Source organism: Polymorphospora sp. A560, assembly GCF_045781765.1.
Lineage (GTDB): Bacteria > Actinomycetota > Actinomycetes > Mycobacteriales > Micromonosporaceae > Polymorphospora > Polymorphospora lycopeni.
This window is the reverse complement of record NZ_CP122282.1, coordinates 969,616-995,720: the sequence shown is the minus strand read 5'-3', so window position 1 is coordinate 995,720 and position 26,105 is coordinate 969,616. Positions and strand designations below refer to the sequence as shown.

Genomic DNA, 26,105 nt, shown 5'->3' with positions numbered 1-26,105 from the left:
GCGCAAGCCTATTACGCGCCACCGCCGGCCCCACCAGGGCCGTCACCGGATCAGGTCAGTTGGGCGACCAGGTCGGCGGCGTCGGTGACCGGGCGGTCGCAGACGAAGCCGCGGCAGACGTACGCGGTGGGTCGGCCGTCGACCCGTGGCCGGCTGGCGAGCAGTGGTACGCCCGACCGGTCCGGCTCCCCGGCGACGATCACCGCCCCGGGTGGGGCGTGCCGGTGGGCCGCCTCGACCAGCGGGTCGCCGGCGGGGTCGTCGGTGACGACGGCGATCTCGTACGGCCCCGACAGCAGCGCCTCGCCGACCGCGGCCGCGTAGCCGGTGAAGCGGGCGTGCCGGGCGACGATCGGCGCGATGGTCGCCAGCGCCGTCTCCGCCGCCTGCCGGTAGCGCGGCTCCCCGGTCAGCGCCGAGTACGTCACCAGCGCCGCGACCAGCGCCGACTGGCCGGACGGGGTGGCGTTGTCGGTCGGGTCGGCGGGCCGGGTGACCAGTTGTTCGGCGTCGTCGGCGGTGTCGTAGAACCCGCCGGCACCGGTGGCGAACCGGGCCAGCGCGGTGTCGAGCAGCTGCCCGGCCAGCGCCAGCCACCGACCGTCGCCGGTGAGCTGGTGTACGGCGGCGAACGCCTCCGCCACGCAGCCGTGGTCTTCCAGCACCCCGGCCGGGTCGCCGACCACCCCGTCCCGGGAGACCCGGCGCAGCCGCCCGTCGACGACGTGCCGGTCGGCGAGCACCCCGGCGATCCGGACCGCGGCGTCGCCGGCGGCGGTGTCACCGGTCAGTACGGCGTATTCGGCGAGCGCGGTCACCGCGAGCCCGTTCCAGGAGGCGACCACCTTGTCGTCGCGGGCCGGCTGCGGTCGGGCCGCCCGGGCGGTGCGGAGCCGTTCCCGGACCCGCCGCCACCGGTCCCGTACGGCCGGGTCGGCGTCGTCGACGTCGCGGGCCAGCCGTAGCACGCTGGTGCCGTGTTCGAAGCTGCCGGTGGCGGTGACGGCGAACAGGTCGGCCGCCCACCGGCCGTCGTCGTCGCCGAGCACCTCGACGAGCTGGTCGGGTGTCCAGGCGTAGGTGGCGCCCTCCACCCCGTCGGTGTCGGCGTCCAGGGCGCTGGCCAGTCCACCGGCCGGCGTGGCGAGGTCACCGAGCAGGAATTCGGTGGTCTCGGCGGCGATCCGGCGGGCCATCGCGTCGCCGGTGAGTCGCCACAGCTGGGTGTAGACCCGCAGCAGCAGCGCGTTGTCGTAGAGCATCTTCTCGAAGTGCGGCACGGTCCAGTGCGCGTCGACCGAGTAGCGGGCGAACCCGCCGGCGAGCTGGTCGTAGATGCCGCCGCGGGCCATCGCCTCGGCGGTGTGCCGGACGAGTTCGAGGCTCTGCCGGTCGCCGGTGCGCTGGTGGTGGCGCAGCAGGAAGAGCAGGTTCATGTGCGGCGGGAACTTCGGGGCGCCGCCGAACCCGCCGTTGGTGCCGTCGTACTCCTTGGCGAGCTGGGTCGCGGCGGCGTCCAGCAGCTCGGCGGTGAGCGGCGCCGCCGGGCCGCCGACCGCCTGGGCCCCTCCGATCGCCTGGACCAGCGCGGCGCCCTGCTCGACCACCGCGTCACGCTGGTCCCGCCACGCGGTGGTCACCGATTCGAGCAGCCGTAGGAAGTTGGCACGCGGGTAGTACGTGCCGCAGAAGAACGGGGTGCCGTCCGGCGTCGCGAAGACCGTCATCGGCCAGCCGCCCTGGCCGGTCATCGCCTGCGTGGCGGTCATGTAGACGGCGTCGACGTCGGGCCGCTCCTCCCGGTCGACCTTGATCGAGACGAAGTTGTCGTTCAGCAGCCGGCCGACCGCCTCGTCCTCGAACGATTCATGCGCCATCACGTGACACCAGTGGCAGGCCGCGTAGCCGACCGAGATCAGCACGGGTACGTCGCGCCGCCGCGCCTCCTCGAACGCCTCGGCACACCACGGCCACCAGTCCACCGGGTTGTCGGCGTGCTGCTGCAAATACGGTGAGGTCGCGCCACCGAGCCGGTTCATGCGTCCAACCTCTCACACCGGCCCGCCCGACGCCCGCCTCCACCCCGACGACGCCCGCCTCCATCCCGACCACGGAGGTCCGGCGGTCGGCTAACGCTGCGTTCTATAGCGTTTTCGCTACAGAACCGCAGACATGACGATGAGGGCCAGCCCGAAGGCCGGCCCTCATCAGGTCTGTTCAGTTGGGCATCGCCCGGATCAGGCGGAGTAGCCACGCGAGGCGATCCAGTCGGCCAGCGCGTCGGTGCTGATCCAGTACTCGCCCTTGTCCGACCACGAGTCACCGATCTTGACCTTGTCGCCGCCGTCGGCGTACCCGGTCACGGCGATGTAGTGGCCGCCCTCGTACGAGTGCCGGTCGCCGTCCACGTCCGCCGCGCTACCCGCGACGTTCGCCACCACGGCACGCTGGTCGTCAACCGCCCGCACCACGTCGGTCCGCAGCTGGTCGGTCTGCCCCTGGTCGGCCTGGGCACCGCTGATCTCCACGGTCCGGTAGTCCTTACCGGTCACGTCCTTCAGCACCCGGGTGGTCTCGACCGCGGAGTCGGTACCCGCCTCGGTCGTGCCCAGCTTGCGGGCCATCTCGTCCTGGCTGAAGTCCTTACCCTGCGCGGAGAGCGCCATCTTGGTCGCGGCCGGGGCACAGTAGTAGTAGGTCTCCTGGAACTCGTAGTCGAAGTCGAGTTCCTTGGCACTGGTGCGCTTGTCCTGGCTGACCGCCGCGACGGTGGTGGTCGGCTTGTCGGCGGTCGGGGTGGCCGCGTGGGCCATGGTGGCCGGGCCGGCGACCACGCCGCCTGCCATGGCCAGCCCGGCGACGCCGAGGGCGGCCTTGCGGATGACCGGAGCCTGGAAGACGGTGGGGATCCACTGCTTGATGGGGGTCATGTTGCACACCTCTCTCGTCCCGGGGGAAGGGATGGGGGGAAGATGCGGTCCGGCCGGGGGTTGGCAGGACCTGTGCGCGTCCGTGCTTGGTACCGGAGCGAACTCACATAACCGCGGGGACCCGGTCGGCATTCCGCCGGGCACCGATCCGCGGCGCGCTACCGCGTCGAGCGGGGTACATAACCGCGGGCGCCCGGCCGGCATTCCGGCGGGGCTGACCCGGTCGCGGTTCGTGGTTCCGGGGTCGTGCGGGGAGACATAACCACGCGGGCCGGGCCGGCATTCCGGCCGCCGCCACCCGGCGGGTCTTGCGAACACGTCCGGTCGGTGCTACCGGCTCGTGTGGATGGCATAACCACCCCGGCCCGCCCGCCATTCCGCCACGGCACCCCGAGGGCCACCCAAATATCGGACATCCAGCACATCAAGCGCAATACGTCACGTAACCCACCGCACTCTTTCGCGACATCGCGGCCATTCCGCCCGGTCAGGCGGAAACTACGAGACGCCGTCCACCCGCAGCGGCAGGATCTGCGCCTGCGCCGAGTCGGACATGTTGCGCAACACGGCCACGATCTTGTCTGCGGGCATCGGCCTGAAGAAGTGGTAGCCCTGCGCCGAGGTGCAGCCCAGGGCGGCGAGCGCGGTCCGCTGGTCGGCCGTCTCCACCCCCTCGGCGACGACCCGCAGGCCCAGTTCGTGGGCCAACTCGACGGTGGTCCGGACAATCGCCGCGGCTTCCGGCGAATCGACCATACCGATCACGAAGGACCGGTCGACCTTGAGTTCGTGTACGGCGATCCGGGCCAGGAAGCTGAGCGACGAGAAACCGGTGCCGAAGTCGTCGACCGCAAGCTGAACGCCCAACGCCCGCAGGTCGGCCAGCACGTCGTCGATCACGTCGAGTTCGCTCATCACGACCGTCTCGGTGATCTCGAGGACGAGACGGTGGGCCGGCACCTGGTGTCGGCGCAGCGACTCGCCGACCTCGGCGGGCAGGCGCTGGTCGAGCAGGCTGCGGGCCGACAGGTTGACCGAGATCGGTACGTCGAGGCCGGCGCGGGCCCACTCGGCCGCGACCGTGAGCGCCCGGTCGACGACGTACCGGGTGAACGGGGCGAGCAGGTCGCTGCCCTCGACGGCCCGTACGAAGTCGCCGGGGCCGAGCGTGCCCCGCCGCGGGTGGTGCCAGCGGATGAGGGCCTCGACCCCGGTCGGCTCGCCGGTGACCAGGTCGACCGCGGGTTGCAGGTGCAGCACGAGCTGGTTGTCGACGGCGAGCGCCTCGCGCAGCTCGGCCAGCAGGGCGAGCTGGTCGGTGCTGGCCGCGTCCCGGCCGCTGTCGTACGAGGCGATGTTGCTGCCGCCGTTCTTGGCCTGGTACATGGCGATGTCGGCCCGGCGCAGCAGCTCGGTCATGTCGGCGGCACCGGCACCGGCGACGACCACGCCGACGGACGCCTCCACCGACATCTTGACCCCGGCGACCTCGACCGGCACGGCGAGCCGCTCGACGATGTCCCGGGCCCGGCGCATCGCCGCCGGCAGGCTGGAGCCACTGCCCGCGGTGTCGGCGCGTACGGGCACGGCGGTGACCAGGAGGGCGAACTCGTCGCCGCCGAGCCGGCCGAGCAGTTCGCCGGGTCGCATGCTGGCCTTGAGGCGGCCGGCGGTCACCTGGAGCAGTTCGTCACCGGCCGCGTGCCCGAGCGTGTCGTTGACCTCTTTGAAGTTGTTGATGTCGAGCAGCAGCAGGGCGACCGGATGCTCGTGGGTGAGCCGGTGCAGCGCGACGTCGCCCTTGCTGAGCATGGCCGCCCGGTTCACCAGCTTGGTGAGCGGGTCGTGCACCGCCTCGTATGCCGACCGGGAGGTCAGGATGCGCAGCTCGCGGTGGATGATCGCGTCGTGCAGCGCGGTGGCCAGCGCCGCACCGAAGATCGACAACGCGGCCTCTTCGCGGTGTCCCGGGGTGGCCGCGCGGGAGAACCTGACCCGCAGGTCGCCGACCCTCGTGCCGCCCGCGGTCAGCTCGACGTTGTGCAGTTGGTCGTCGGCGTGGGGGCGGGTGTCGGCCGGAATGGCCCGTACGGCGAGTTCGCCGTCGGAAGCCAGCCGGTAACGCCGCCGGCTGCCGTCGGCCCGGGTGACGTCGAGTTCGACGCGTTCGGCCCGGAACACCCGGTTGGCGGACTCGAGCGCGGCGCTGACGACGGCCCGTTCGTCGAGCCGGTTGAGGCCGCCGACGGCGGTGGCGAGGGTGCTCCACGCCTCCCGTTCGTCGTCGGCCCGGAACCGGTGCAGGTAGGTCTGTTGCAGCAGCCAGAGCGCCGGCGGCACCAGCAGCAGCCAGCGGGGATCACTGTCGATCATGACGATCGCGGCCAGGCCGACGAGGACGTTGCCGGCGAACATCAGCAGTTTCCCGCGCAGGATGCGCAGCAGCAGCGGTCCGGCCGGCCGCCGGTAGCGGATCACCATGGTGACGGTGGCGAGTGCCGTCGTGGTCGCCAGGTAGGTCGCCGCCCCGAGAAGCAGTGCACCAGCCAGCGTCGGCGACAGCGGTGCCCCGAGCGGCGGGGCGAGCGCCTGGGTGACGGCGGCGGCGACTCCGACCGCCGTGGTCAGCGACGCGACGCAGTGCAGCACCTCGAGCACGCCGCGACGGCCGTCGAGGGCCGCCAGGATGCTCCAGGCGACCCCGGCGCCGACGAGGGTGGCGGCGGGCAGCCAACCGGCGGGCACCAGGTGCAGCCCGACGATCAGGGCGGCTTCGCCCCAGGTGACGCTGACACCGCCGGAGCCGACCCGCAGCCGCAGCCGGGCCAACTGGCCGGCGGCGAAGACCACGGCCACGATTCCCAGCCTGGCCAGCAGGTCGGACGTTCCACCCGGGCTGCCGCCCGCGAAGATGGGGCCGAGCACCACGGCGGTGATCGCGAGGGTCAGGACCGCGCCGGTCAGCGGGACGATCCTGCGCAGACCGGACGGCGCGGATGATGGGGCGGGCCACGCCTGGCCCGACGTCACGGACCGCCTCCGTCTGCCGGCCGCCGGCACGGCGGGGCCGCCACCGCCCCGGACGACGACCGCGCGGCGGATCGGATGCTCATCGGCGCCCCCCTTCCGCGCGCGGCATCGGGAGTGTTGGTCCCCCCGGCGGAAGGCTAAGCCAAAGCGCAAGGGTGCAACAGGGGGCGTCGTGCCCTTTTGCCCGAACCGTGGTCGCGGACGTGGCCACCGCCCAGATGGTGGACACCCGCGACCGTTTCGGAGGGAACTCTATCGACGGGTTTGCTGTTGCGTCGAATCCGTCGGCTCACCGGTCGTCTCGGTCGGCCGGGCCCCGGCATCGACCGCCACGGCCCCGGCGTCGACCGCCGTGGGCCGCGCGTCCGCGCCGGGGGCCGGGAACTGCTCGGGCAGCCGGCGCAGGCGGCTGTTCATGTTGCGGATCAGCAGCACCGTCGCGATCGCGAGCAGGATGATGAGAAAGAGCCCCATGGGGCCGGCGAGGCCCCCGCTACGGGTGTTGCCGAAGTTGTTCTGGGCCAGCACCTGGGCCGCGGTCAACATGACGGTTCCTCCATCGCGACGTACGCCCGAGCGCACAACGGATCCTGCGCCGGGACCGGGCGCGCCTCCCGCGACCGGTCCGACGTTGTACGTGTGTGCCGTCCACCGTACGCCTGGCCCTGCTCAGCGTGCGTGGATGGTCTCCCGGATACCGGCGAAGAGGTCGGACTCCGGCACCGGGCTGTCGACCATCGAGCGGACCAGTTCGAAGTCCTCGGTCGGCCACGCCTTGCGCTGCACCTCCAGCGGCACGTGGAACCAGAAGCCGTCGGGGTCGACCTGGGTGGCGTGGGCCCGCAGCGCGTCGTCGCGTACCGGGAAGTAGTCGGCGCACTCGATCCGGGTGGTGACCCGGGGCCCCTTGTCCCCCCGGTCCTCCCACTTCTCCAGCCACTCGGCGTACGGCGACTCCAGGCCGGCGGCGAGCATCGCCTCGTGCAGCGCGACCACCCGGGCCTTGGAGAAGCCCATGCAGTAGTAGAGCTTGAGCGGCTGCCACGGGTCGCCCAGATCGGGGAAGCGGTCCGGGTCACCGGCCGCCTCGAACGCGGCGACGCTGATCTTGTGGCACATGATGTGGTCGGGGTGCGGGTAGCCGCCGTCCTCGTCGTAGGTGGTGACCACGTGTGGACGGAACTCGCGCATCAGCCGCACCAGCGGGCCCGCGGCGACCTGCACGTCCTGTAGGCCGAAGCAGCCCTCGGGCAGCGGCGGCAGCGGGTCGCCCTCCGGCAGCCCGGAGTCGACGAAGCCGAGCCAGGCCTGCTCGACGCCGAGGATCGCCCGGGCGGCGTCCATCTCGGCGCGGCGGATCTCGGCGATGTTCTCCCACACGTCCGGCCGGTCGAGCTTGGGGTTGAGCACGCTGCCCCGTTCGCCGCCGGTGCAGGTCACGACCAGCACCTCGACGCCCTCGGCCACGTATTTCGCCATCGTGGCCGCACCCTTGCTCGACTCGTCGTCGGGGTGGGCGTGCACGGCCATGAGGCGCAGTTGCTCTGCCAACGGAACTCCCTAGTCCGTACCCTCGCCGGGCCGGCGTGGCCCGGCACGACACAACTTTTGCAATCGTCGCACCTGTCGCAAGTCAGATCCGCCGCACCCGGTTGACAGCACCCGGCGCATCGGGCCGACGGCGCCCTGCGATGATGGACCTGTCCAGGTAATCCGATGCCACCGACAAGAACGCGGGAGAGCCGACCCGGTGACCGAGACGCGAGCCACAACGCAGCCCGGCGCGTCGATGTTCCCGCCCGGCCGCTACGGGCGGCGGCGGGAGGCCCGCCGGACCCGCCCGTGGATCGTCGGTGCGCTGGTCGCGGTCCTGGTGATCGGCGGCCTCGGGCTGAGCGTCCGGCTCTACCGGATGTGGGGCGACCCGACCTACGACGCGAAGGTGATCACCTACACCGAGATCACCGACCGCCAGATCCTCGTCGACTTCCAGGTCACCGTGCCCGAGGGCGGCTCGGCGGTCTGCGTACTGCGGGCCCGGTCGCGCGACGGCGCCGAGGTGGCCCGCGAAGAGGTACGCGTCGACGCACCGGCCGGCGAGAAGCACCCCGTCGTACGGCACCGGCTGGCCACCTCGGCCCGGCCGATGATCGGCGAGGTCATGCGCTGCCGCGCCGCTGACTGACAGCAGTCAGGAAATCACTCACCGCTGCGCGGTGTGTTTCGCTGGTAAGTTGGTACTTCTACCTTCACACCGAGCACCCGAACACCTGTCCAGTTACCACGCTGTTCCCAAGCCCACCGAGGAGATCGTCTGTGTCCACGACCGACCGCGAGGCGCCCGCCACCTGGCTGTCCCAGGACGCGTACGACCGCCTGCAAGCCGAGCTCAACGAGCTGATCGCCGCCCGACCGGTGATCGCCGCGGAGATCAACGCCCGTCGCGAAGAGGGTGACCTGCGCGAGAACGGCGGCTACCACGCCGCCCGTGAAGAGCAGGGCAAGCAGGAGGGTCGGATTCGCTACCTGCAGGAACTGCTCCGCACAGCGCAGGTCGGCGAGGCACCGGCCGCCGACAAGGTTGCACCCGGCACGGTCGTGACGATCTACTTCGACGAGGACAGCAGCGACACCGAGACCTTCCTGCTCGGTTCGCGGGAGATCTCGGCCACCACCGACCTGACCGTCTACAGCCCGGAGTCCGCCCTGGGCAAGGCGATCCTCGGCAGCGGTGCCGGCCAGACCGTCACCTACACCGCGCCGAGCGGCGCGGACATCAAGGTCACCGTCGTCAAGTTCGAGCCGTACGGCGGCTGACCACATGTCGGCGACCGGTGGTCGTGGACTCCCGCGACCACCGGCCGGCTCGACCGGCCCGGCCGCTCAGGCCGGCGGTGCCGAGATCTCGACGGTGTAGCCGCTGCCCCGCAACGCGGCCACCAGGCGCTCGGAATGATCCGCGCCACGGGTCTCCACCGACAGCGCCACCTCCACCTCCCCCAGCCGCAGCAACGGGTTCTGCCGCAGATGCACGACGTCGACGACGTTCGCCCGCTGCTCGGCGATCTGCGACAGCAGCGACGCCAACTGCCCGGGCCGGTCCACACAGCGCACCGTGAAGCGCAGGAACCGGCCCGCCGCGGCCAGCCCGTGCTCGATGACCCGCAGCAGCAGCAGCGGATCGATGTTGCCGCCCGACAGGACCGCCACCACCGGCGACCCGACGGTCGCCGTACCGGCCAGCAGGGCCGCCACCCCGGCCGCGCCGGCCGGCTCGACCACCTGCTTGCCGCGCTCCAGCAGCATCAGCAGCGCCCGGGAGATGTCCTCCTCCGACACCGTCACGATGTCGTCGACCAGCTTGCTCACGTGCGCGAACGTCAGATCACCCGGACGGCCGACCGCGATGCCGTCGGCGATCGTGGCGTAGTGCGACAACCGCACCGGCCCGCCCGCCAGGAGCGAGGGCGGGTACGCCGCCGCACCCCTGGCCTGCACCCCGACCACCCGTACGTCCGGGCGCAGCGCCTTGGCCGCGACCGCGATACCGGAGATCAGACCACCGCCACCGACCCCGGCCACGATCGTCTCGACCTCCGGGCACTGTTCCAGGATCTCCAGCGCCACCGTGCCCTGCCCGGCGATGACGTCGTGGTGGTCGAACGGGTGGATGAACACCGCCCCGGTGCGCTCCGCGAACTCCCGGGCCGCGACCAGCGACTCGTCGACGGTGTTGCCGACCAGTTCGATCCGGGCGCCGTACCCCTTGGTGGCGACGACCTTCGGCAGCGGCGCACCCACCGGCATGAACACTGTGGACGGGATGCCGAGCAGTCCGGCGGCCAGCGCGACCCCCTGGGCGTGGTTGCCGGCGCTGGCGGCCACCACACCACGGGCCCGCTCGTCCGGTGCCAGCCGGGCGATCCGGACGTAGGCGCCCCGCACCTTGTACGAGCCGGCCCGCTGTAGGTTCTCGCACTTGAGCCAGACCGGGCCGCCGAGGGCGGCGCTGAGCGGTCGCGACGGTTCGAGGGGGGTGGTCCGGGTCACCCCGGTAAGCAGTTCCCGCGCGGCCTCGACGTCGGCGAGTCCGACCAGCTCAGTCATGCCCTGATCGTCGCATCACCGGCCGGGACCGCAACCGCGGGCACCGTCCACGGCGAGCGGTCAGACCGTACGGGTGGGAACCTTCGGCCAGCCCGGCGCGTGCCGGGACCACGGGGCGGCCATCTCGAACTGACCGGCGACGGCGAGCAGCAGCAGTTCGCTGCCGGGTGGGCCGGTGAGCTGCACGGCGACCGGCAGCCCGTCCGGGCGCACTCCGACCGGCACCACCAGCGACGGCAGCCCGGCGATGTTCCACGGCGCGGCGAACGGGGCGTATCTGATGCTGGCCGTGAGGTTGGCCCGCCACGACCGGCCGGCCCAGCCGCCGGCCGCCGGCGGCGCACCGGCCAGTGCCGGGGTCAGCAGCACGTCGATCGAGTTGTCGGTGAAGAACCCGATCGACTTCTCCCGCCAGGCGGTGCGGTCGGCCTCGCGTACGTAGCCACGCCGCTGCGCCCACTCGCCCAGCGACGCGTGCCGGCGGGTACGCGGCTGCAGGGTGCGCGGGTCGAGGCCGCCGGCCCGGACGTCGCTGGCCGCCGCCGCCAGCCAGGTGGCGACACCGCGCAGGCCGATCGAGGTCGGATAGACCGGGTCGAGGGTGACGGTGTCGTGGCCGGCGTCCACGAGCAGCCGGACGGCGGTCGCGACCGCGTCCCGGTTGGGCTGGTCGGCGCGTACGCCCAGGACCGGCGACCGCAGCGACATCGCGACCCGCAGCCGGCGCGGCTCGACGAGCTTCTCCGGCCGGCGGCCGGCGAGGACCGCGAACCCGACGGCGGCGTCGGCGACCGTGGTGGCCAGGATGCCGTGCTCGGTCAGGCCGAACCAGTCCTCGGGGCCGAGTTGGCAGGGCACCACTCCCCGGCCGGGCTTCAGGCCGATCAGGCCGCAGCAGGCGGCCGGGATCCGGATCGAACCGAGCCCGTCGTTGGCGTGCGCGATCGGGACCATGCCGGCGGCGACGGCGGCCGCCGCGCCGCCCGACGACCCGCCCGGGGTCCGGTCGGTGCGCCACGGGTTACGGGTCACCGAGGTGCCGTCGTCGGTGACCGCCCACAGGCCGAGTTCCGGCATCCGGGTCACCCCGAGCACCACCGCCCCGGCGCCACGCAGGCGGCGTACGACCTCGTGGTCGTCCTCGGCGACCGGACTGCGGGCCGCCGCGGACCCGTTCCAGGTCGGCAGGCCGGCCACCGCGGTGTTCTCCTTCACCGCGACCGGCACCCCGGCCAGCGGCAGGTTGGCCAGCTCCTCCTGCTCGTCGACCTTCTCCGCCTCGACGATCGCCTCGCCGCCGCGCACCGCGCGGAAGGCGGACACCACCGGATCGGCGGTGGCGACGTGGTCGAGGTGGTCGGCGACCACCTGCGTCGCGGACGCGTCGCCGCGACGGACCGCCCGCGCGATCTGTTTCGCGGTCGCACCTACCCAGGTCGGCACGATGTCCTGCACGGCCACCTCCCCATCGGCCTTGCAATTATGCGGCGGTGCGGCCGCCCCCGCCCGGCCGGGGCGGCAGCGCCCGGCCGGGGTCCCCGGCCGGGCGTCGGATCAGCCGAGCGCCTGCGCCAGGTCGGCGAGCAGATCGTCGACCGTCTCGATGCCGACCGACAGTCGCACGAGATCGGCGGGAACCTCAAGGGGCGACCCGGCCGCGCTCGCGTGCGTCATCCGACCCGGGTGCTCGATCAGGGACTCGACCCCGCCGAGCGACTCGGCGAGCACGAAGACCTTGGTCCGGTTGCAGATCTCGACGGCGTGCGCCTCGCCGCCGGTCGCCCGGAACGACACCATCCCGCCGAAGCGGCGCATCTGCTTGGCCGCCGTCTCGTGCCCGGGGTGGTCGGGCAGGCCCGGGTACAGCACCTGCGCCACCGCCTTGTGCCGGGTCAGGAACTCGGCGACCCGCTCGGCGTTGTCGCAGTGCCGGTCCATCCGTACGCCGAGGGTCTTGACCCCGCGCAGGGTGAGCCAGGCGTCGAACGGGCCGTTGATCGCGCCCATCGCGTTCTGGTGGTAGGCCAGTTCGGCGCCGAGTTCGGCGTCGGCGGTGACCAGGGCGCCACCGACCACGTCGGAGTGTCCGCCGACGTATTTGGTGGTGGAGTGCACGACGACGTCGGCGCCGAGGACGAGCGGCTGTTGCAGGTAGGGCGAGGCGAAGGTGTTGTCGACCACGAGCCGGGCCCCCGCGTCGTGGGCCACCGTCGCGAGGGCGGCGATGTCGGCGATGCCGAGCAGTGGATTGGTCGGGGTCTCCAGCCAGACCAGCTTCGTCCGCCCCGGCTCGATCGCGGCCCGGACGGCGTCGACGTCGGACACCTTCGCGGCCGTCCAGCTCACCCCCCACCGCTGCGCCACCCGGGCGAAGAGCCGGTAGGTGCCGCCGTACGCGTCGTCGGGGATCACCACGTGGTCGCCGGGCTGGCAGACGGTGCGCAGGAGGGTGTCCTCGGCCGCCAGCCCGCTGGCGAACGCGAGGGCGGTGTGCCCGGCCTCCAGCGCCGCCAGGCACTGCTGCAACGCGTCGCGGGTCGGGTTGCCGGACCGGCTGTATTCGTAGCCCTCGCGCGGCGCGCCGACGCCGTCCTGCGCGTAGGTGCTGGTCTGGAAGATGGGGGGCACCACCGCCCCGGTGCGGGGCTCCGGCTTCTGGCCGGCATGGATGGCGAGGGTCTCAAAGCCGTACGTCATGGGTGCGAGGCTAGTCTCATCGGGTGTCGGGGTGCGTCTTCTGTCGAATCGTGGCGGGATCGGTGCCGTCGTTCCAGGTCGTCGGGGAACCCTCCGGCGTGGCGTTCCTCGACTCCCGCCCGGTCTTCCGCGGGCACGTGCTGGTGGTGCCCAGACCGCACCTCGAGACGTTGACCGACCTGCCCGAGGCGGACCTGGCCGGCTACTTCGGACTGGTCCGCCGGGTCGCGGCGGCCGTCGAGTCGGGTCTCGACGCCGGCGGCACCTTCGTGGCGATGAACAACCGGGTGTCGCAGTCCGTCCCCCATCTGCACACCCACGTCGTACCCCGTACGAAGGGCGACGGGCTGCGCGGCTTCTTCTGGCCCCGGACCCGCTACGACGACGACGGGCAGGCCGCGACGTACGCCGCCCGGATCGGCGCCGCGGTTGCCCCGCCGACCAGGGGGTAAGTGCCGGGTAAGGACCGGCCCGGCGTCGGCGTTGCAATCCGGTGAGAGGTACGAAAGGAGTCGACCGTGTTCCTACGGCGTATGAAGCACGAGTTGCCGACCCCGGATCAGGCCCTGCCCGGCCGGGCGATCGCGATGCCGGTCTCGGACCGGCACGAGGTGCTCGGCACCCCGTTGCAGGGTCCCTGGCCGGAGGGCGCCCGGGTGGCGGTCTTTGGAATGGGCTGTTTCTGGGGCGCCGAACGACTGTTCTGGACCCTTCCGGGGGTCATCACGACCTCGGCCGGCTATGCGGGCGGGATCACCCCCAACCCGACGTACGAGGAGGTCTGCTCCGGTATGACCGGGCACAACGAGGTCGTGCAGGTCGTGTACGACCCGGCCCGGATCGACTACGAGCAGTTGCTGAAGGTCTTCTGGGAGAACCACGACCCGACCCAGGGCATGCGCCAGGGCAACGACGTGGGCACCCAGTACCGGTCGGCGATCTACACCACCAACGACGAGCAGCTCCGGATCGCGCAGGCGTCCCGGGAGGCGTTCGCCCCGGTGGTGGCGGCGGCCGGCCGTGGCGAGATCACCACGGAGATCCAGCCACTCGGTGACTACTACTTCGCCGAGGACTACCACCAGCAGTACCTGGCGCCGACCAAGAACCCCAACGGTTACTGCAACCACGGACCGAACGGGATGAGCTGCCCGATCGGGGTGGCGAAGACCGGCGCCTGACGCCGACGTGCGCGGAGCGCACCGGAGCGCAGGCGACGCGATGCGGTACGCCCCGAAGCCCCGGACCAGGCCGGCCACCGGCCCCGGTCCGGGGCTTCGGCGTATCCGGAGGTTCCCTCGTGCCGAGCCGGGCGACCGTGTTACGTTTATTGCACTTACTGCGACTGCTGCGATTACGACCGACGCGGGAGGTGCCCAGTGACACTCTCAGCGCTCGAACCGGTGGTTCCCGACGCCGAGGCCATCTCGACCGCCGACGCGGCCGTCGACCGGGTCAGGAGCTATCTGGCGACGGGTACGCCACGGGCGACCCGCATCCGGGTACGGGTCGAGGACAACGGCGAGGTGGTGGTGGTTCCCCGCGCCGCCGTCGAACTGTTCGCCCAGATCCTCGCGCACATGGCCGCCGGTCACGGCGTCACCGTCGTTCCCGAGCACGCCGAACTGACCACCCAGCAGGCGGCCACGCTCCTCAACGTGTCGCGGCCCTACCTGATCGGTCTGCTGGACGCTGGCGAGATCGACTATCGCCGGGTCGGCAAGCACCGTCGGGTACGGGCGGCCTCACTGCTGGCGTATCAGCGCAGGGATGATCGGCGTAGGCGCGCGGCCGCTGACGAACTGGCCGAGTTGACCGAAGAGATGGGTCTCTACGAGTGAACTTCGTCGTCCTCTACGACGCGAACGTGCTCTACCCGAACGTCCTGCGAGACCTTTTGATCCGTATCGCACAGGCGGGACTCGTACACGCGAGATGGACCGAACGGATCCTCGACGAGGTCTTCACGAACGTCCAGAAGAACCGCCCCGACCTTGACCCGGAACGGCTGGCCCGGACCCGACAGCTCATGAACCGCGCTCTCCGCGACTGTCTGGTGACCGACTACGAATCGCTGATTCCCGCCCTCACACTGCCGGATCCGGACGACCGACACGTCCTGGCGGCAGCAATCCGGGCCAGGGCCCAGGTCATCGTCACCGACAACCTTCGACACTTTCCGCTCGACGCGCTACGCCCGTTCGACATCGAACCGTTGAGCGCCGACGACTTCGTGTCCGACCAGGTCGACCTCAGCCCGAAAACGGTGTGGGGCTGCGTCCAGCAGATCGCGGATTCACGGCGGAACCCGCCCATGCGGCCCGCCGACGTACTGGTCGCGCTCGAACGGTGTGGATTGGTGCGATCGGTGGCCAATCTCGGTTCCGAAAGGTAGCGGTGCGCCGGCCGATCACCTAACCGACAGCACTGAGTCGGATAGGCGGCAGAGTACGGGCCGGCTTGCGGCCGCCGGCCAGCATGGCGGCATGTACCCCAGCCCAACCGTCTCGTCCGCCGAGCTGCGCCCCCGCCGGACGTGGTTTCTCGTCGCCGCCCTGATCGCCCTCGCCGGGGTGGTCGCCGGCGTCCTGCTCTTCGTCCTCAGCCTGAACAGCGCCACCGACAGCATGGACAGCGTCACCGAGGGGTTCAACGAGAGCACCGAGCAGGTCTTCCAGACCGGCGACACGGTGTCGGTCGAACTGGCCGCCGACCAGCGGAAGATCGTATGGGTGGACGCGTCTGCGGTCGGCAGCGGCGCGACCTGCGACGTCTCCGGATCGGCCGTCCTCGGCACTCCCACGACCACCTGGACGGTGACCAACTCGACCGGGGAGTGGCGCAGCCTCTACCAACTTTCTGCCGCCGGCGCCGGCACCTACGAGCTGACCTGCACCGCGGGTGGCGGCACCACGCCGGTCGCCCTCGCGGTCGGCCAGCCGCCACAACTCGGGGAGGCCCTCGGCTTCGCCGGCCGGCTGTTCGGTGGGATCGGCGCGCTGACCCTGCTGCCCTGTCTCGGGATGGTCGTCGGCGGGGTGATCGCCCTGGTCGTCGCCCTGCGCCGCGGTTCGCACCGCAAGCGCCTGCTGCAGCAGCGGTCGGCCGGCTACGGGTACGCCCCCGGCTACGGACCGCCCCGGTAGCGATCTCGAAAAACCGTTGCCGCCCCGCGCGGCCACTGGATAGCGTGGCCGTACACGGGAAGGGAGGTGGTCCAAGCTTTGATTGGCAATAGGACTCGTGAGGTGGCTGCCCGCTAGCCGCTGTCCTTGACAGTTTTCGTTCGTCGAGACCGTGTGGCAACGGCGCGGCGAATCCACGACAGCCACCCGACCCCCGGGGGTGCCGGCCCAGTCCAGCCGGCCCGCTTCAGCGGAAACCCCCGGGGGTCGTCCTGTTCCCCGGTCCTGTTCCCCGGTCTGCGGAAGGCGGCCGCCGCGTGTCGTCGCGCGAACTCGTCGTACTCGGCACGGCCAGCCAGGTGCCCACCCGACGGCGTAACCACAACGGCTACCTGCTGCGCTGGGACCGCGAGGGCATCCTCTTCGACCCGGGTGAGGGCACCCAGCGGCAGATGCTGCTGGCCGGGGTTTCCGCCACCGACCTGACCCGGGTCTGTGTCACCCACTTCCACGGCGACCACTGCCTGGGCCTGCCCGGCATCGTCCAGCGGCTGTCACTCGACCGGGTGCCGCATCCGGTGCCCGTGCACTTCCCCGCCGGCGGGGCCGGCTACTTCGAGCGGCTACGGCACGCCAGTTCGTTCCACGACGTCGCCGACGTACGCGCCGAACCGGTCGGCACCGACGGCCAGCGGTTCGACATCGGCGCCGGGGTGCTGGAGGCACGCCGACTGCGACATCCCGTCGAGACGTACGGCTACCGACTTCTGGCTCCGGACGGGCGACGGATGCTGCGGGACCGGCTCGACGCGTACGGCATCTCCGGGCCCGCGGTCGGCGCGTTGCAGCGCGACGGCCACCTCGACCTGGACGGGCATCGCGTGTCCCTGGAGGCGGTCAGCGAGCACCGGCGCGGCCAGCGGTTCGCCTTCGTCATGGACACCGGCCTGTGCGACAACGTGTTCGCCCTGGCCGAGGAGGCCGACCTGCTGGTGATCGAGTCGACGTTCCTGTCCGTGGACGCCGCCCTCGCCGCCGAGGTCGGCCACCTGACCGCGGCGCAGGCGGGCCGGGTGGCGGCCGAGTCCGGGGTACGCCGGCTCGTGCTGACCCACTTCTCGCAGCGGTATCCGGATCCGGAGCGGTTCGCGGCGGAGGCGCGGGAAGAGTTCGACGGTGATCTCGTCGTGGCCGACGACCTGATGCGGGTGCCGGTACCTCCCACGGTCTGACGGGCGGCGAGCCACGCCGCCGGACCAGAACGGCGCCGACCATCATCACCTGGGCATACACTCGGCGGATGTCGGTCTCGCTGCGGGTCGCCGAGGCGGTGGACGTGCCCCGGATCGCCGAGTTGCACCGCCGTTCGCGGATCGACACCTACTCCGACCTGGTGAGCTACGACACACTCACCCGGGTGCCGGCACCGGTGTTCGCCGACTGGTGGGTGGAGCGGTGGAGCCACGAGCGGGAGACGCACGTGCTCACCGTCGCCGAACGCGACGGGCGGCTGGTCGGGTTCACCTATGTCGGCCCCGACGACGAGGGCAGCCAGGCGGACACCGGCCTGCTCTACGCCATCCACCTCGAATCCGCCGAGCGGGGCCGCGGGACCGGGCGGGCACTGATGGCCGAAGCCCTGGCGACCCTGCGGGCACAGGGCTGGCAGCGGGCGGCGCTGTGGGTCCTGGCCGGCAACGACCGGGCACGCGGCTTCTACGAGCGCGGCGGCTGGCAGCCGACCGGGTGGTGCCGCGACAGCACGTTCGGCCCGCCGGTCAAGGAAATCCGGTACGACCGTCCGCTGCGCTGAGCGCTCCCGCCGCTGGGTGCGGGAGGTTCGTGGCGGGCGAGAGTACGTGACCTATGTATGCGGGGGAACCGTATGGTCACGCACCCTCGCCCACCGTGCCCACCAGACCCGGGGGGAACGCCTGGCCGGAGGCGTCAGACCGGCGGAGGCTGCCGGTCACCTGATCGGGTGGGCGTCGCGGGACCATCGGGTGCTGGCGGGGCATCGCCGGTGGTCACCGCTGGAGCGAAGACTGCGTTCTCGGTGTCGTACCGCGGGCCGTTCGTGCCCCGCGTACACCTAGTCAACGGTGCGGCGGACCCGACGGGTCGGACAGTTTGTGCGACGTCCGGACGTCGTCACCGGGCGCCGAGGTGCGCCAGGAGGTCCTGCCGGGTCAGCACGCCCTTCGGCTTGCCGTCGACGAGCACCAGGGCAGCGTCGGACTTCTCCAGCAGCGCGACCGCCTCGCTCACCGGCTGCCCGCCACCGACCACCGGCAGCGGCGGTCCCATGTGCCGCTCGATCGTGTCGTGCAGGTGCGCCTGGCCGGAGAAGAGCGCGTCGAGCAGATCACGCTCGGCGACCGAACCGGCGACCTCGCCCGTCACGACCGGCGGCTCGGCCTTGAGCACCGGGAGCTGGGAGACGCCGTACTCGCGCATGTAGTCGATCGCGTCGCGGACCGTCTCGGTCGGGTGCACGTGGATCAGCTCCGGCATGCCGCCCGGCTTGCCGGCCAGTGCCTCGGCCACGGTCGCCTCGGCCCCGCCGGTCTCCATGAAGCCGTAGCGCGCCATCCACTCGTCGTTGAAGATCTTCGACAGGTAGCCGCGGCCGCCATCGGGCAGCAGCACCACGACGACGTCGTCGGGGCCGGCCCGCCGGGCGACGTCGAGCGCCGCGACGACCGCCATGCCGCAGGAGCCACCGACGAGCAGACCCTCCTCACGGGCGAGCCGCCGGGTCAGGTCGAAGGACTCCTTGTCGGAAACCTCGACGATCTCGTCGCAGATGGTCCGGTCGTAGGTCTCCGGCCAGAAGTCCTCGCCGACGCCCTCCACGAGGTAGGGCCGGCCGGTGCCGCCGGAGTAGACCGAGCCCTCCGGGTCGGCGCCGACGATGCGGACCCGCCCCTCGGACGCCTCCTTGAGGTAGCGGCCGATGCCGGAGATGGTGCCGCCGGTGCCGACCCCGGCCACGAAGTGGGTGATCCGGCCGGCCGTCTGCTCCCACAACTCGGGGCCGGTCGTCTCGTAGTGCGAGCGGGGGTTGGCGGTGTTGGCGTACTGGTTGGGCTTCCACGCGCCGGGGATCTCCCGGGCCAGCCGGTCGGAGACGTTGTAGTAGGAGCGCGGATCCTCCGGGGCCACCGCGGTCGGGCAGACCACCACCTCGGCGCCGTACGCCCGCAGCACGTTCTGCTTGTCCTCGCTGACCTTGTCGGGGCAGACGAAGACGCAGCGGTATCCCTTGAGCTGTGCCACCAGGGCCAGCCCGACACCGGTGTTGCCGCTGGTCGGCTCGACGATCGTGCCGCCGGGCTGGAGCAGGCCGCTCTTCTCCGCCTCTTCGACCATCCGTACGGCGATCCGGTCCTTGACCGAGCCCCCGGGGTTGAAGTATTCGACCTTCGCCAGCACGGTGGCGGCGATGCCCTCGGTGACGCTGCGCAGCCGCACCAGCGGGGTGTTACCGATCAGCTCGACGACATTGTCGTAGTAGCGCACGTCGTTGTGCCCTTCTCGGAGGCGCCACGGCAGGTGGCCGGGCCGGTGATCGCACGGGTCACGTCAAGACTACGTGCGGTTCAGGTCACGACCTGTCCCGGGATGACCGTGGAACGCTTGGCCTCCCACTCCAGGAACCGCTCGGTCTCGGCGAGGATCGACCCGGCCAGCCAGGTCGCCATGAGCGCGTCGTCGGCCAGGCCGAAGAAGGTGAGGAACAACTCCGGCACCAGGTCGACCGGCGACGCGATGTACGCCGTCGCCGCGGCCATCATCGCCAGCCGCAGCCCCCCGTCGTATTCGCCCCGTGCGGTGGCCTTGAGCATCCGGGGCAGCGCCCCGATCCGTTTGCCCAGGCCGGGGCCACCGCGGGCGCCCGACGTCAGTGCCCGTCCCAACGCCGCGAAAGCGGCGGTCCGCTTCAAAGTCTTGGCCATGTCGCCGACCTCCCTGCCGCCAATGATGCACCCGTACGCCAACCGGCGCCTCCGTCGCGGTACATACCCAACCGGTCGCGGATCTAGGCAATCGGTCAAGCGGTACGTCGCCTCCGGGGGCTAACCTCGAAGACCGTACGACGCACGCCACGACCGGCCGGCCCGGTGCCGGCGGCCGGGTGTCCGGCGGCGGGCTACGGCGGGCAGGCGACGGTCCGGGGGGGGGGGGATGGCTCGGATGGAGACGGTCGAACAGGGATCGGCCCCGTGGCGGGTCGTCCGACGCGTGGGGCTCGCCGCCGCGATCGGCGCGGGCCTGACCGCGGCCGGTGCCGCCGCGCTCGGCGGGATCCTGCTCGGCCAGGCCAACCGGGCCCGCCGCACCATCCCGATGGCCGAGGCCCCACCACCGCGCGGCGAGGGCGTCTACGGCGCCAAGTTCCCCGGCCGGCCGATCACCCTGGCGGTGCTCGGTGACTCGACGGCGGCCGGCTACGGCGTCCACCGTCCACGTGAGACACCCGGCGCGCTGCTGGCCACCGGGGTGTCCCGCCGGCTGGGGCGGCCGGTGCGGCTGCGCCGGTTCGCCGTCGTCGGGTCGATATCCGCCGGCCTGGCACCACAGGTCGAGGTGGCGGTCGAGGCGAAACCCGATCTCGCGGTCATCCTGATCGGCGGCAACGACATCACCAACCGGACGCCGTACGGCATCGCGGTGCGTCACCTCGTCGACGCCGTACGCGACCTGCGCCGGGCCGGCGCCGAGGTCGTCGTCGGCACCTGCCCCGACCTCGGCGCGATCCAGCCGATCAAGCCACCGTTGCGGTGGCTGGCCCGCCGGTGGAGCCGGCAGTTGGCGGCGGCGCAGACGGTGGCGGTGGTCGAGGCGGGCGGCCGCACGGTGTCGCTCGGCGACCTGCTCGGTCCGCGGTTCGCCGCCGACCCGGTCCGAATGTTCGCCTGGGACCGTTACCACCCGTCCGCCGACGGTTACGCGGTGGCGGTGGCCGCGATGCTGCCCACGGTCCTGTCCGCGCTCGGTGCCGGCGAGGAACGACGGGCCGTACCGGTCGCCGGCGAAGGGCCGCGCTCCCTGACCCAGGCCGCCGCGCAGGCCGCCCGCGAGCCGGGCACCGAGGTCACCGGCACCCAGGTCGCCGGCCGCGACCGTGGGCCGGGCGGCCGCTGGGCGCAGTTGCGCCGGCGCCGGCCGGCCTGGCTCGGCCCGCTGCCGAGCGGCGGGCTGCCGGCCCTGTTCGGCAATTCGAGGGCCGACGATCCGGCCCCGGTCGCCGTACCCTTGAGGCATGGGTCACACGACGCGGCGCAACCATCCACGGTGGAGAAACCCCGGTGAACGCTCGCCGTCGGGCCTCGTCCGCCACGGGGTGACCCGATGACCGGCATGGCCCTACGCGTCGGGCGCGCCGCCGCCCTGACCCTGATCGCCGGCACGGTCGGCGGTGCCGCGCTGCTCGCCGGCGAGGCACTGGTCGCCCGCACCCGCCGCTACGCGCAACCGGAGATGGGCCTGACGCTGCGCGCGACGGTCGGTGACCCGGCGGCGCCCCCGCTGCGGCTGGTCCTGCTCGGCGACTCGCTGGCGCTCGGCGTCGGCGTCGACCAGGTGGCCGACACCGTCGGCGGCCAGTTGGCCCGCCTGCTCAGCGAGGGCGACGGTCCGGCCGCCGGCCGGCGGCGGGTCGAACTGTCCAGCGTCGGCGTCTCCGGGTCGCGGTCCACCGATCTCGCGACGCAGGTGGCGCGGGCGCTGCTGGGGCGGCTCCCGGACGTGGCGGTGATCCTGATCGGCGCCAACGACGCCACCGGCCTGCGCCGGCCGGTCGAAGCGGCGGCACACCTCGGTGCGGCGGTACGTCGCCTGCGTGCCGCCGGTGTCGAGGTCGTCGTCGGCACCTGCCCCGACCTCGGCGCCGTACGGGCGATCGCTCCCCCGCTGCGACAGGTGGTCGGCTGGGCCGGGCGGGTGACGGCGCGGGCCCAGACCAGGGCGGTGCACGACGCCGGCGGCCAGACCGTCGACCTGGCCGCCGAGGCGGGTCCGGTCTTCCGGGCCGACGCCGGAACGCTCTGCCACGACGGCTACCACCCGTCGGCCGACGGCTACCGGGTCTGGGCGCACGCCCTGCTGCCGGCCGTGTCGCGTGCCGCGAGCGGCGCCGACCGCAGCTGAGCCGCCGCAACACCTTCGCCCTTCCCGCCGAAGTTACCCGCGGGTTAAGTTGGGCTCATGTCGACAGAGCCGTCCCGCACCGCCGTCATCGTCTCCACCGCCCGATCCCCCATCGGCCGCGCCGCCAAGGGGTCACTGCGCGAACTCCGGCCCGACGACCTCGCGGCCACCATCGTCCGGGCCGCCCTGGACAAGGTGCCGCAGCTCGACCCGGCGCGGATCGACGACCTCTACCTCGGTTGCGGCCTGCCCGGCGGCGAGCAGGGCTTCAACATGGCCCGGGTGGTCGGCACCCTGCTCGGCCTCGACACCGTGCCGGGCGCGACCGTGACCCGCTACTGCGCCTCCTCGCTACAGACCACCCGGATGGCCTTCCACGCCATCGCCGCCGGGGAGGGCGACGTCTTCGTCTCCGCCGGCGTCGAGTGCGTCTCGCGGTACGCCCGCGGCAACTCCGACAGCCTGCCGCCCGAGGCGCAGGAGCTGGTCGGCGGCGGATGGCACAACCCCCGGTTCGCGGCGGCGCGGGAACGGTCGGCGGCGCGGGCGCGCGGTGGCACGGACCGGTGGCACGACCCCCGGCTCGACGACGAACTGCCCGACATCTACCTCGCGATGGGACAGACGGCGGAGAACCTCGCCGAGGCGTACGACGTCAGCCGGGCCGACATGGACGAGTTCGGCGTACGCAGCCAGAACCTCGCCGAGAAGGCCATCTCCGACGGGTTCTGGGCCCGCGAGATCACGCCGGTGACGCTGCCGTCCGGCGAGGTGGTCAGCGCCGACGACGGCCCGCGCGCCGGGGTGACCCTGGAGGGGGTGGCCGGGCTCAAGCCGGTGTTCCGGCCCGACGGCCGGGTCACCGCCGGCAACTGCTGCCCGCTGAACGACGGCGCCGCCGCCGTGGTGGTCATGAGCGAGAGCCGGGCCCGCGAACTCGGCATCACCCCGCTGGCCCGGATCGTGTCGACCGGGGTCAGCGCCCTGTCGCCGGAGATCATGGGGCTCGGCCCGGTCGAGGCGTCCCGGCAGGCACTGCGCCGGGCCGGCATGACCATCGACGACGTCGACCTGGTCGAGATCAACGAGGCGTTCGCGGCGCAGGTGATCCCGTCGTACCGGGATCTGGGGATTCCGCTGGACAAGCTCAACGTGATGGGTGGAGCGATCGCGGTCGGGCACCCGTTCGGGATGACCGGGGCACGGATCACCGGGACGCTGCTCAACGCGCTCGACTGGCACGACCGCACGATCGGCCTGGAGACGATGTGCGTCGGCGGCGGCCAGGGCATGGCGATGATCGTCGAACGCCTGAGCTGACCCCCAAGATCCCCGTGATCAGGGACCAAGACCGGCGGGTCGCCGGCGTGGCGCGTGTCCAGCCCCCTGATCACGGGGATCTTGCCAACCCCGGACGGTACGGATCACAGCGCGCGCCGGGTCGCCTGCACGTCCGCGGCCGCCACGCCGAGCAGTTCCGGTGCCGGACCGGCGACGACCAGATCCGCGGCGACGACCTTCAACTGGCCGGTGAGGGCAAGGTCGTTGGGCAGCCGGGGCACCGGTCGCCGAGGCTCGCCCTCGGCATCGGCGGCCCGGTCGGCGATCCGCTGCACCAGTGCGTGCATCAGATCCCCCCGCGCCACCGGCACGCCCGGGTCGTCAGATGTGGCGGGGACCGCCACCGCACCGGCGGGTCCGGCCGGGGCCGCCGCCGCACCGTCACCTCCGGCCGGCACCGCCGCCGCACCGTCAGATGTGGCCCGGGCCGCCGCCGCACCGTCAGAGCTGGCCGGGGTCGCCGCCGCGTTGTCAGAGCTGGCCGGGGCCGCCGCACCGGAGGTACGGCCGGGCAGGAGCCCGCCGGAGCCCGCCGCGGCCCGCCAGCGCGGTGCCTCCCAGTGGCCGACCTGACGCATGAGCAGGTCCACCGCGCGACCGAACTCCTCGACGCTCATGGCGGGTCAGTCTAGGGGAGTTGGCTGGTCTCGCCGTCTTTGCTGGCCTCGCCTCCGGCGAGGCTGGCTGCGCCGGCTGGCTCTCGCTCCGCTCGGACAGCTCGCTCCGCGAGGGCTGGCTAGCTCCGCTTCGCGAGGGCTGGCTCGCTCCGTAAGGGCTGGCACGCTCCGCTTCGCGCCGCCTATGCACCGTCTTCGCCCTGGGCCGCAGCCCTTCGCGGGGCGGGCCTCGGGCTCGTCAAGGTGCGGCGGCGCTGGATCGACGCCGGGCTCTGGTCGCGGTTACTGCCATCCGTCGATTACTTCCCCGAACGCTGCTGCACGGTGGGGTTCCCGGCCGGCGCGCACGGATCCGGCCGGCCCGCAGTGAGGGGCGTCCTCGGGGTGGACCACCCCTCGCCGACGCCGACCCCACGCTCGGAACGCTCGCGCGGCCCCCTCCCGATCAACGCGCAGGTCGCCCGCCTGAGGAGAAGACGTTGATCTGGGCGGGAGAGACCTTATCCGCCCCGGGTTAGGTCTCTCCCGCCCAGATCAACAACAACCGCTGGCTGTAATCCCGGCAAAACCGTCAATGATCGGCCGGGTTGCAACGCCTGCCTCGGCCAGGCCGGGCAGTCCGACCTAGATGGCCTTGATCGCCGCCCCTTCCACCCCGGAGCGGGGTGGGGGTGCCGCCAGGGCCGGGCCGTCGGGCCGTCGCGAAGGCAGGGCCGCCATCGCAAGCCGGGACCGCCGCGGCTCGGCCGGGCCGCCGCACGACAAGGCCGCCACACCGCAGAACCGCCACACGGCAGAACCGCCACACGACAAGGCCGCCGCACGGCAGAACCGCCACACGGCAGGGCCGCCGCACGACAAGGCCGCCGGGCCGCTGCCAGGAAAGGCCGGGACGCTCAGGGAAACCGGCCGCTCAGGAAGAGGCGAGCCGGCCAGGAGAAGGTGGGCCGGCGGTGGAAAGGGCGACGCCCGCCCCGGGGTGGGGCGGGCGTCGGTCGTGATCGGTGGCGTCGCCGGTCGGGCGGCGCCGGCAGGGGACGGTCAGTCGTCGCCCTGGAAGAAGCTGAGCAGCCGCAGGATCTCGATGTAGAGCCAGATCAGGCTGACCAGGATGCCGAAGGCCGCGGTCCAGGAGTAGCGCTGCGGCAGCCCCATCCGGACGCCTTCCTCGACCTCGTGGAAGCTGAGGACGAAGCTCAGCGCGGCGACGATGATGCAGACCACGCTGAAGCCGATCGCCAGTGCGCCACCGCTGCGCAGACCGGTGTCGACGCCGAAGAGCGACAGCACCAGGTTGATCAGCATGACGGCGAAGAGGCCGACCATCGCCGCGATCATGCCGCGGACGAACTTCGGCGTGGCCCGGATGGCGCGCACCTTGTAGAGCATCGCCATCAGGAAGAACACCCCGAAGGTGGCGACCACCGCCTGGAGGACGATGCCCTGGAAGCCGGCGACGACCTCGAAGTACTTGCTCACCATGCCGACGAAGACACCCTCGACGACGGCGTAGGTGACGACCAGCGCCGGGTTGGCCATCCGGGAGAACGAGATGACCAGGCCGAGCACGAGCCCGACGACCGCCGCACCGATCCAGGCCGCGCTGAGCAGCGCGTCGGGCACGAGGACCCACGCCGCGGCGGCCGAGGCGCCGACGATGCCGAGCAGGGTGACGGTCTTGACGACGACGTCGTCGACCGACATCGGCTGCACGGCGGGCGGCGCGTCCGGGTATCCCGCCGCCGTCGGGTACGGCTGACCGAATTGGCCGGCGGGGGCGTACCCGGCGGCCCGCTCGCGCTCGGCCGCGCGGCCGAGCCGGGCCAGCACCGGGTTGGAAGTTCTCACTGTCAGGCCTCCTTCAGAGGTCGTTGCACGGTAACCGTGCACTACAACAGTAATCTCCTCCACGAATATTCGGGAGTTCCACAGCCTGTGAGCACGCTGAACGCACGAGGTGCCCGGGGCGGGGATCGAACCCGCACGCCTTTCGGCAGCCGCTTTTAAGGCGGCCGTGTCTGCCGTTCCACCACCCGGGCCGGGCGGTCCGCAGCGGCCGATCGCCGCGCTGCCCATACGGTAGCGGGTCTGTACCGACCGGGGCG

The 26,105-nt window shown here is 72.2% G+C and carries 24 protein-coding genes and 1 tRNA gene; 12 read left to right on the top strand and 13 right to left on the bottom strand.

The window, feature by feature from the left end:
* Positions 1-50 precede the first annotated feature (50 nt).
* The 5 genes from QCD66_RS04675 to mca all read right to left on the bottom strand — a co-directional run bounded on the left by QCD66_RS04675 (position 51) and on the right by mca (position 7,511).
* Complete coding sequence (locus QCD66_RS04675; protein ID WP_375734231.1) at positions 51-2,039, bottom strand: thioredoxin domain-containing protein; 1,989 nt, start codon at positions 2,037-2,039, stop codon at positions 51-53.
* Between the two features lie 198 nt (positions 2,040-2,237).
* Positions 2,238-2,930, bottom strand: a complete 693-nt coding sequence (locus QCD66_RS04670) for a C39 family peptidase (RefSeq protein WP_357533825.1) — start codon at positions 2,928-2,930, stop codon at positions 2,238-2,240.
* 498 nt (positions 2,931-3,428) lie between these two features.
* Positions 3,429-5,960 (bottom strand): EAL domain-containing protein, encoded by a 2,532-nt coding sequence (locus tag QCD66_RS04665; protein WP_364215915.1) that lies wholly within the window; start codon positions 5,958-5,960, stop codon positions 3,429-3,431.
* A gap of 252 nt (positions 5,961-6,212) precedes the next feature.
* On the bottom strand, positions 6,213-6,506 hold the full coding sequence (locus QCD66_RS04660; RefSeq protein ID WP_375734232.1) for a hypothetical protein: 294 nt from the start codon (positions 6,504-6,506) through the stop codon (positions 6,213-6,215).
* Positions 6,507-6,629: 123 nt separating this feature from the next.
* Complete coding sequence (gene mca / locus QCD66_RS04655; RefSeq protein ID WP_364215909.1) at positions 6,630-7,511, bottom strand: mycothiol conjugate amidase Mca; 882 nt, start codon at positions 7,509-7,511, stop codon at positions 6,630-6,632.
* A gap of 199 nt (positions 7,512-7,710) precedes the next feature.
* Between mca and QCD66_RS04650 the strand changes: the two genes are divergently transcribed.
* Positions 7,711-8,145 (top strand): DUF4307 domain-containing protein, encoded by a 435-nt coding sequence (locus QCD66_RS04650; protein ID WP_375734233.1) that lies wholly within the window; start codon positions 7,711-7,713, stop codon positions 8,143-8,145.
* Positions 8,146-8,276: 131 nt separating this feature from the next.
* Positions 8,277-8,777, top strand: a complete 501-nt coding sequence (greA, locus tag QCD66_RS04645) for a transcription elongation factor GreA (protein ID WP_357533832.1) — start codon at positions 8,277-8,279, stop codon at positions 8,775-8,777.
* 66 nt (positions 8,778-8,843) lie between these two features.
* Here greA and ilvA read toward each other — a convergent pair whose 3' ends face one another.
* The 3 genes from ilvA to QCD66_RS04630 all read right to left on the bottom strand — a co-directional run bounded on the left by ilvA (position 8,844) and on the right by QCD66_RS04630 (position 12,764).
* Complete coding sequence (ilvA, locus tag QCD66_RS04640; RefSeq protein ID WP_364215903.1) at positions 8,844-10,067, bottom strand: threonine ammonia-lyase; 1,224 nt, start codon at positions 10,065-10,067, stop codon at positions 8,844-8,846.
* 60 nt (positions 10,068-10,127) lie between these two features.
* Positions 10,128-11,528 carry an amidase family protein gene (locus tag QCD66_RS04635; protein ID WP_364215900.1) on the bottom strand — a complete coding sequence of 467 codons (1,401 nt, stop codon included), beginning with the start codon at positions 11,526-11,528 and terminating at the stop codon, positions 10,128-10,130.
* A gap of 93 nt (positions 11,529-11,621) precedes the next feature.
* Positions 11,622-12,764 carry a cystathionine gamma-synthase gene (locus QCD66_RS04630; protein ID WP_357533837.1) on the bottom strand — a complete coding sequence of 381 codons (1,143 nt, stop codon included), beginning with the start codon at positions 12,762-12,764 and terminating at the stop codon, positions 11,622-11,624.
* 23 nt (positions 12,765-12,787) lie between these two features.
* On the opposite strand from QCD66_RS04630, the gene QCD66_RS04625 reads away from it, so the two are divergent.
* From QCD66_RS04625 to QCD66_RS04595, 7 genes are all read left to right on the top strand, one after another.
* A complete protein-coding gene (locus QCD66_RS04625) occupies positions 12,788-13,216 on the top strand; it encodes an HIT family protein (RefSeq protein WP_357533839.1) in 429 nt (142 codons plus the stop codon).
* Positions 13,217-13,282: 66 nt separating this feature from the next.
* Entirely contained in the window at positions 13,283-13,945 is a 663-nt protein-coding gene (gene msrA / locus QCD66_RS04620) for a peptide-methionine (S)-S-oxide reductase MsrA (protein WP_375734234.1), read from the top strand.
* 198 nt (positions 13,946-14,143) lie between these two features.
* On the top strand, positions 14,144-14,605 hold the full coding sequence (locus tag QCD66_RS04615) for a helix-turn-helix domain-containing protein (protein ID WP_375734235.1): 462 nt from the start codon (positions 14,144-14,146) through the stop codon (positions 14,603-14,605).
* Entirely contained in the window at positions 14,602-15,159 is a 558-nt protein-coding gene (locus tag QCD66_RS04610; protein ID WP_357533845.1) for a PIN domain-containing protein, read from the top strand. Before QCD66_RS04615 ends, QCD66_RS04610 begins: the two co-directional genes overlap by 4 nt.
* Positions 15,160-15,250: 91 nt before the next feature.
* Positions 15,251-15,910 (top strand): hypothetical protein, encoded by a 660-nt coding sequence (locus tag QCD66_RS04605; RefSeq protein ID WP_357533846.1) that lies wholly within the window; start codon positions 15,251-15,253, stop codon positions 15,908-15,910.
* 296 nt (positions 15,911-16,206) lie between these two features.
* Complete coding sequence (locus QCD66_RS04600) at positions 16,207-17,121, top strand: ribonuclease Z (RefSeq protein ID WP_375734236.1); 915 nt, start codon at positions 16,207-16,209, stop codon at positions 17,119-17,121.
* Between the two features lie 68 nt (positions 17,122-17,189).
* Positions 17,190-17,702, top strand: a complete 513-nt coding sequence (locus QCD66_RS04595; protein ID WP_375734237.1) for a GNAT family N-acetyltransferase — start codon at positions 17,190-17,192, stop codon at positions 17,700-17,702.
* Positions 17,703-18,040: 338 nt separating this feature from the next.
* Here the strand turns inward: QCD66_RS04595 and QCD66_RS04590 are convergent, their stop codons facing one another.
* Complete coding sequence (locus tag QCD66_RS04590) at positions 18,041-19,411, bottom strand: cystathionine beta-synthase (RefSeq protein WP_357533852.1); 1,371 nt, start codon at positions 19,409-19,411, stop codon at positions 18,041-18,043.
* Between the two features lie 80 nt (positions 19,412-19,491).
* Entirely contained in the window at positions 19,492-19,848 is a 357-nt protein-coding gene (locus QCD66_RS04585; RefSeq protein WP_357533854.1) for a DUF1232 domain-containing protein, read from the bottom strand.
* A gap of 229 nt (positions 19,849-20,077) precedes the next feature.
* Between QCD66_RS04585 and QCD66_RS04580 the strand changes: the two genes are divergently transcribed.
* Genes QCD66_RS04580 through QCD66_RS04570 form a run of 3 tightly spaced genes read left to right on the top strand, consistent with a single transcriptional unit; the run spans position 20,078 to position 23,362 of the window.
* Positions 20,078-21,205, top strand: a complete 1,128-nt coding sequence (locus tag QCD66_RS04580) for an SGNH/GDSL hydrolase family protein (RefSeq protein WP_375734238.1) — start codon at positions 20,078-20,080, stop codon at positions 21,203-21,205.
* 39 nt (positions 21,206-21,244) lie between these two features.
* On the top strand, positions 21,245-22,042 hold the full coding sequence (locus QCD66_RS04575; protein WP_375734239.1) for an SGNH/GDSL hydrolase family protein: 798 nt from the start codon (positions 21,245-21,247) through the stop codon (positions 22,040-22,042).
* A 57-nt stretch (positions 22,043-22,099) separates the two neighbouring features.
* Positions 22,100-23,362, top strand: coding sequence for an acetyl-CoA C-acetyltransferase (locus tag QCD66_RS04570; protein WP_375734240.1), 1,263 nt, complete (start codon positions 22,100-22,102; stop codon positions 23,360-23,362).
* Positions 23,363-23,466: 104 nt separating this feature from the next.
* Here the strand turns inward: QCD66_RS04570 and QCD66_RS04565 are convergent, their stop codons facing one another.
* From QCD66_RS04565 to QCD66_RS04555, 3 genes are all read right to left on the bottom strand, one after another.
* Positions 23,467-24,000 carry a hypothetical protein gene (locus QCD66_RS04565; RefSeq protein WP_375734241.1) on the bottom strand — a complete coding sequence of 178 codons (534 nt, stop codon included), beginning with the start codon at positions 23,998-24,000 and terminating at the stop codon, positions 23,467-23,469.
* A 1,041-nt stretch (positions 24,001-25,041) separates the two neighbouring features.
* The gene (locus QCD66_RS04560; RefSeq protein WP_357533861.1) at positions 25,042-25,848 is read right to left on the bottom strand and encodes a Bax inhibitor-1/YccA family protein; all 807 of its coding nucleotides are present in this window, start codon (positions 25,846-25,848) and stop codon (positions 25,042-25,044) included.
* A 110-nt stretch (positions 25,849-25,958) separates the two neighbouring features.
* Positions 25,959-26,039 (bottom strand) — tRNA-Leu (locus QCD66_RS04555).
* Between the last annotated feature and the right edge of the window lie 66 nt (positions 26,040-26,105).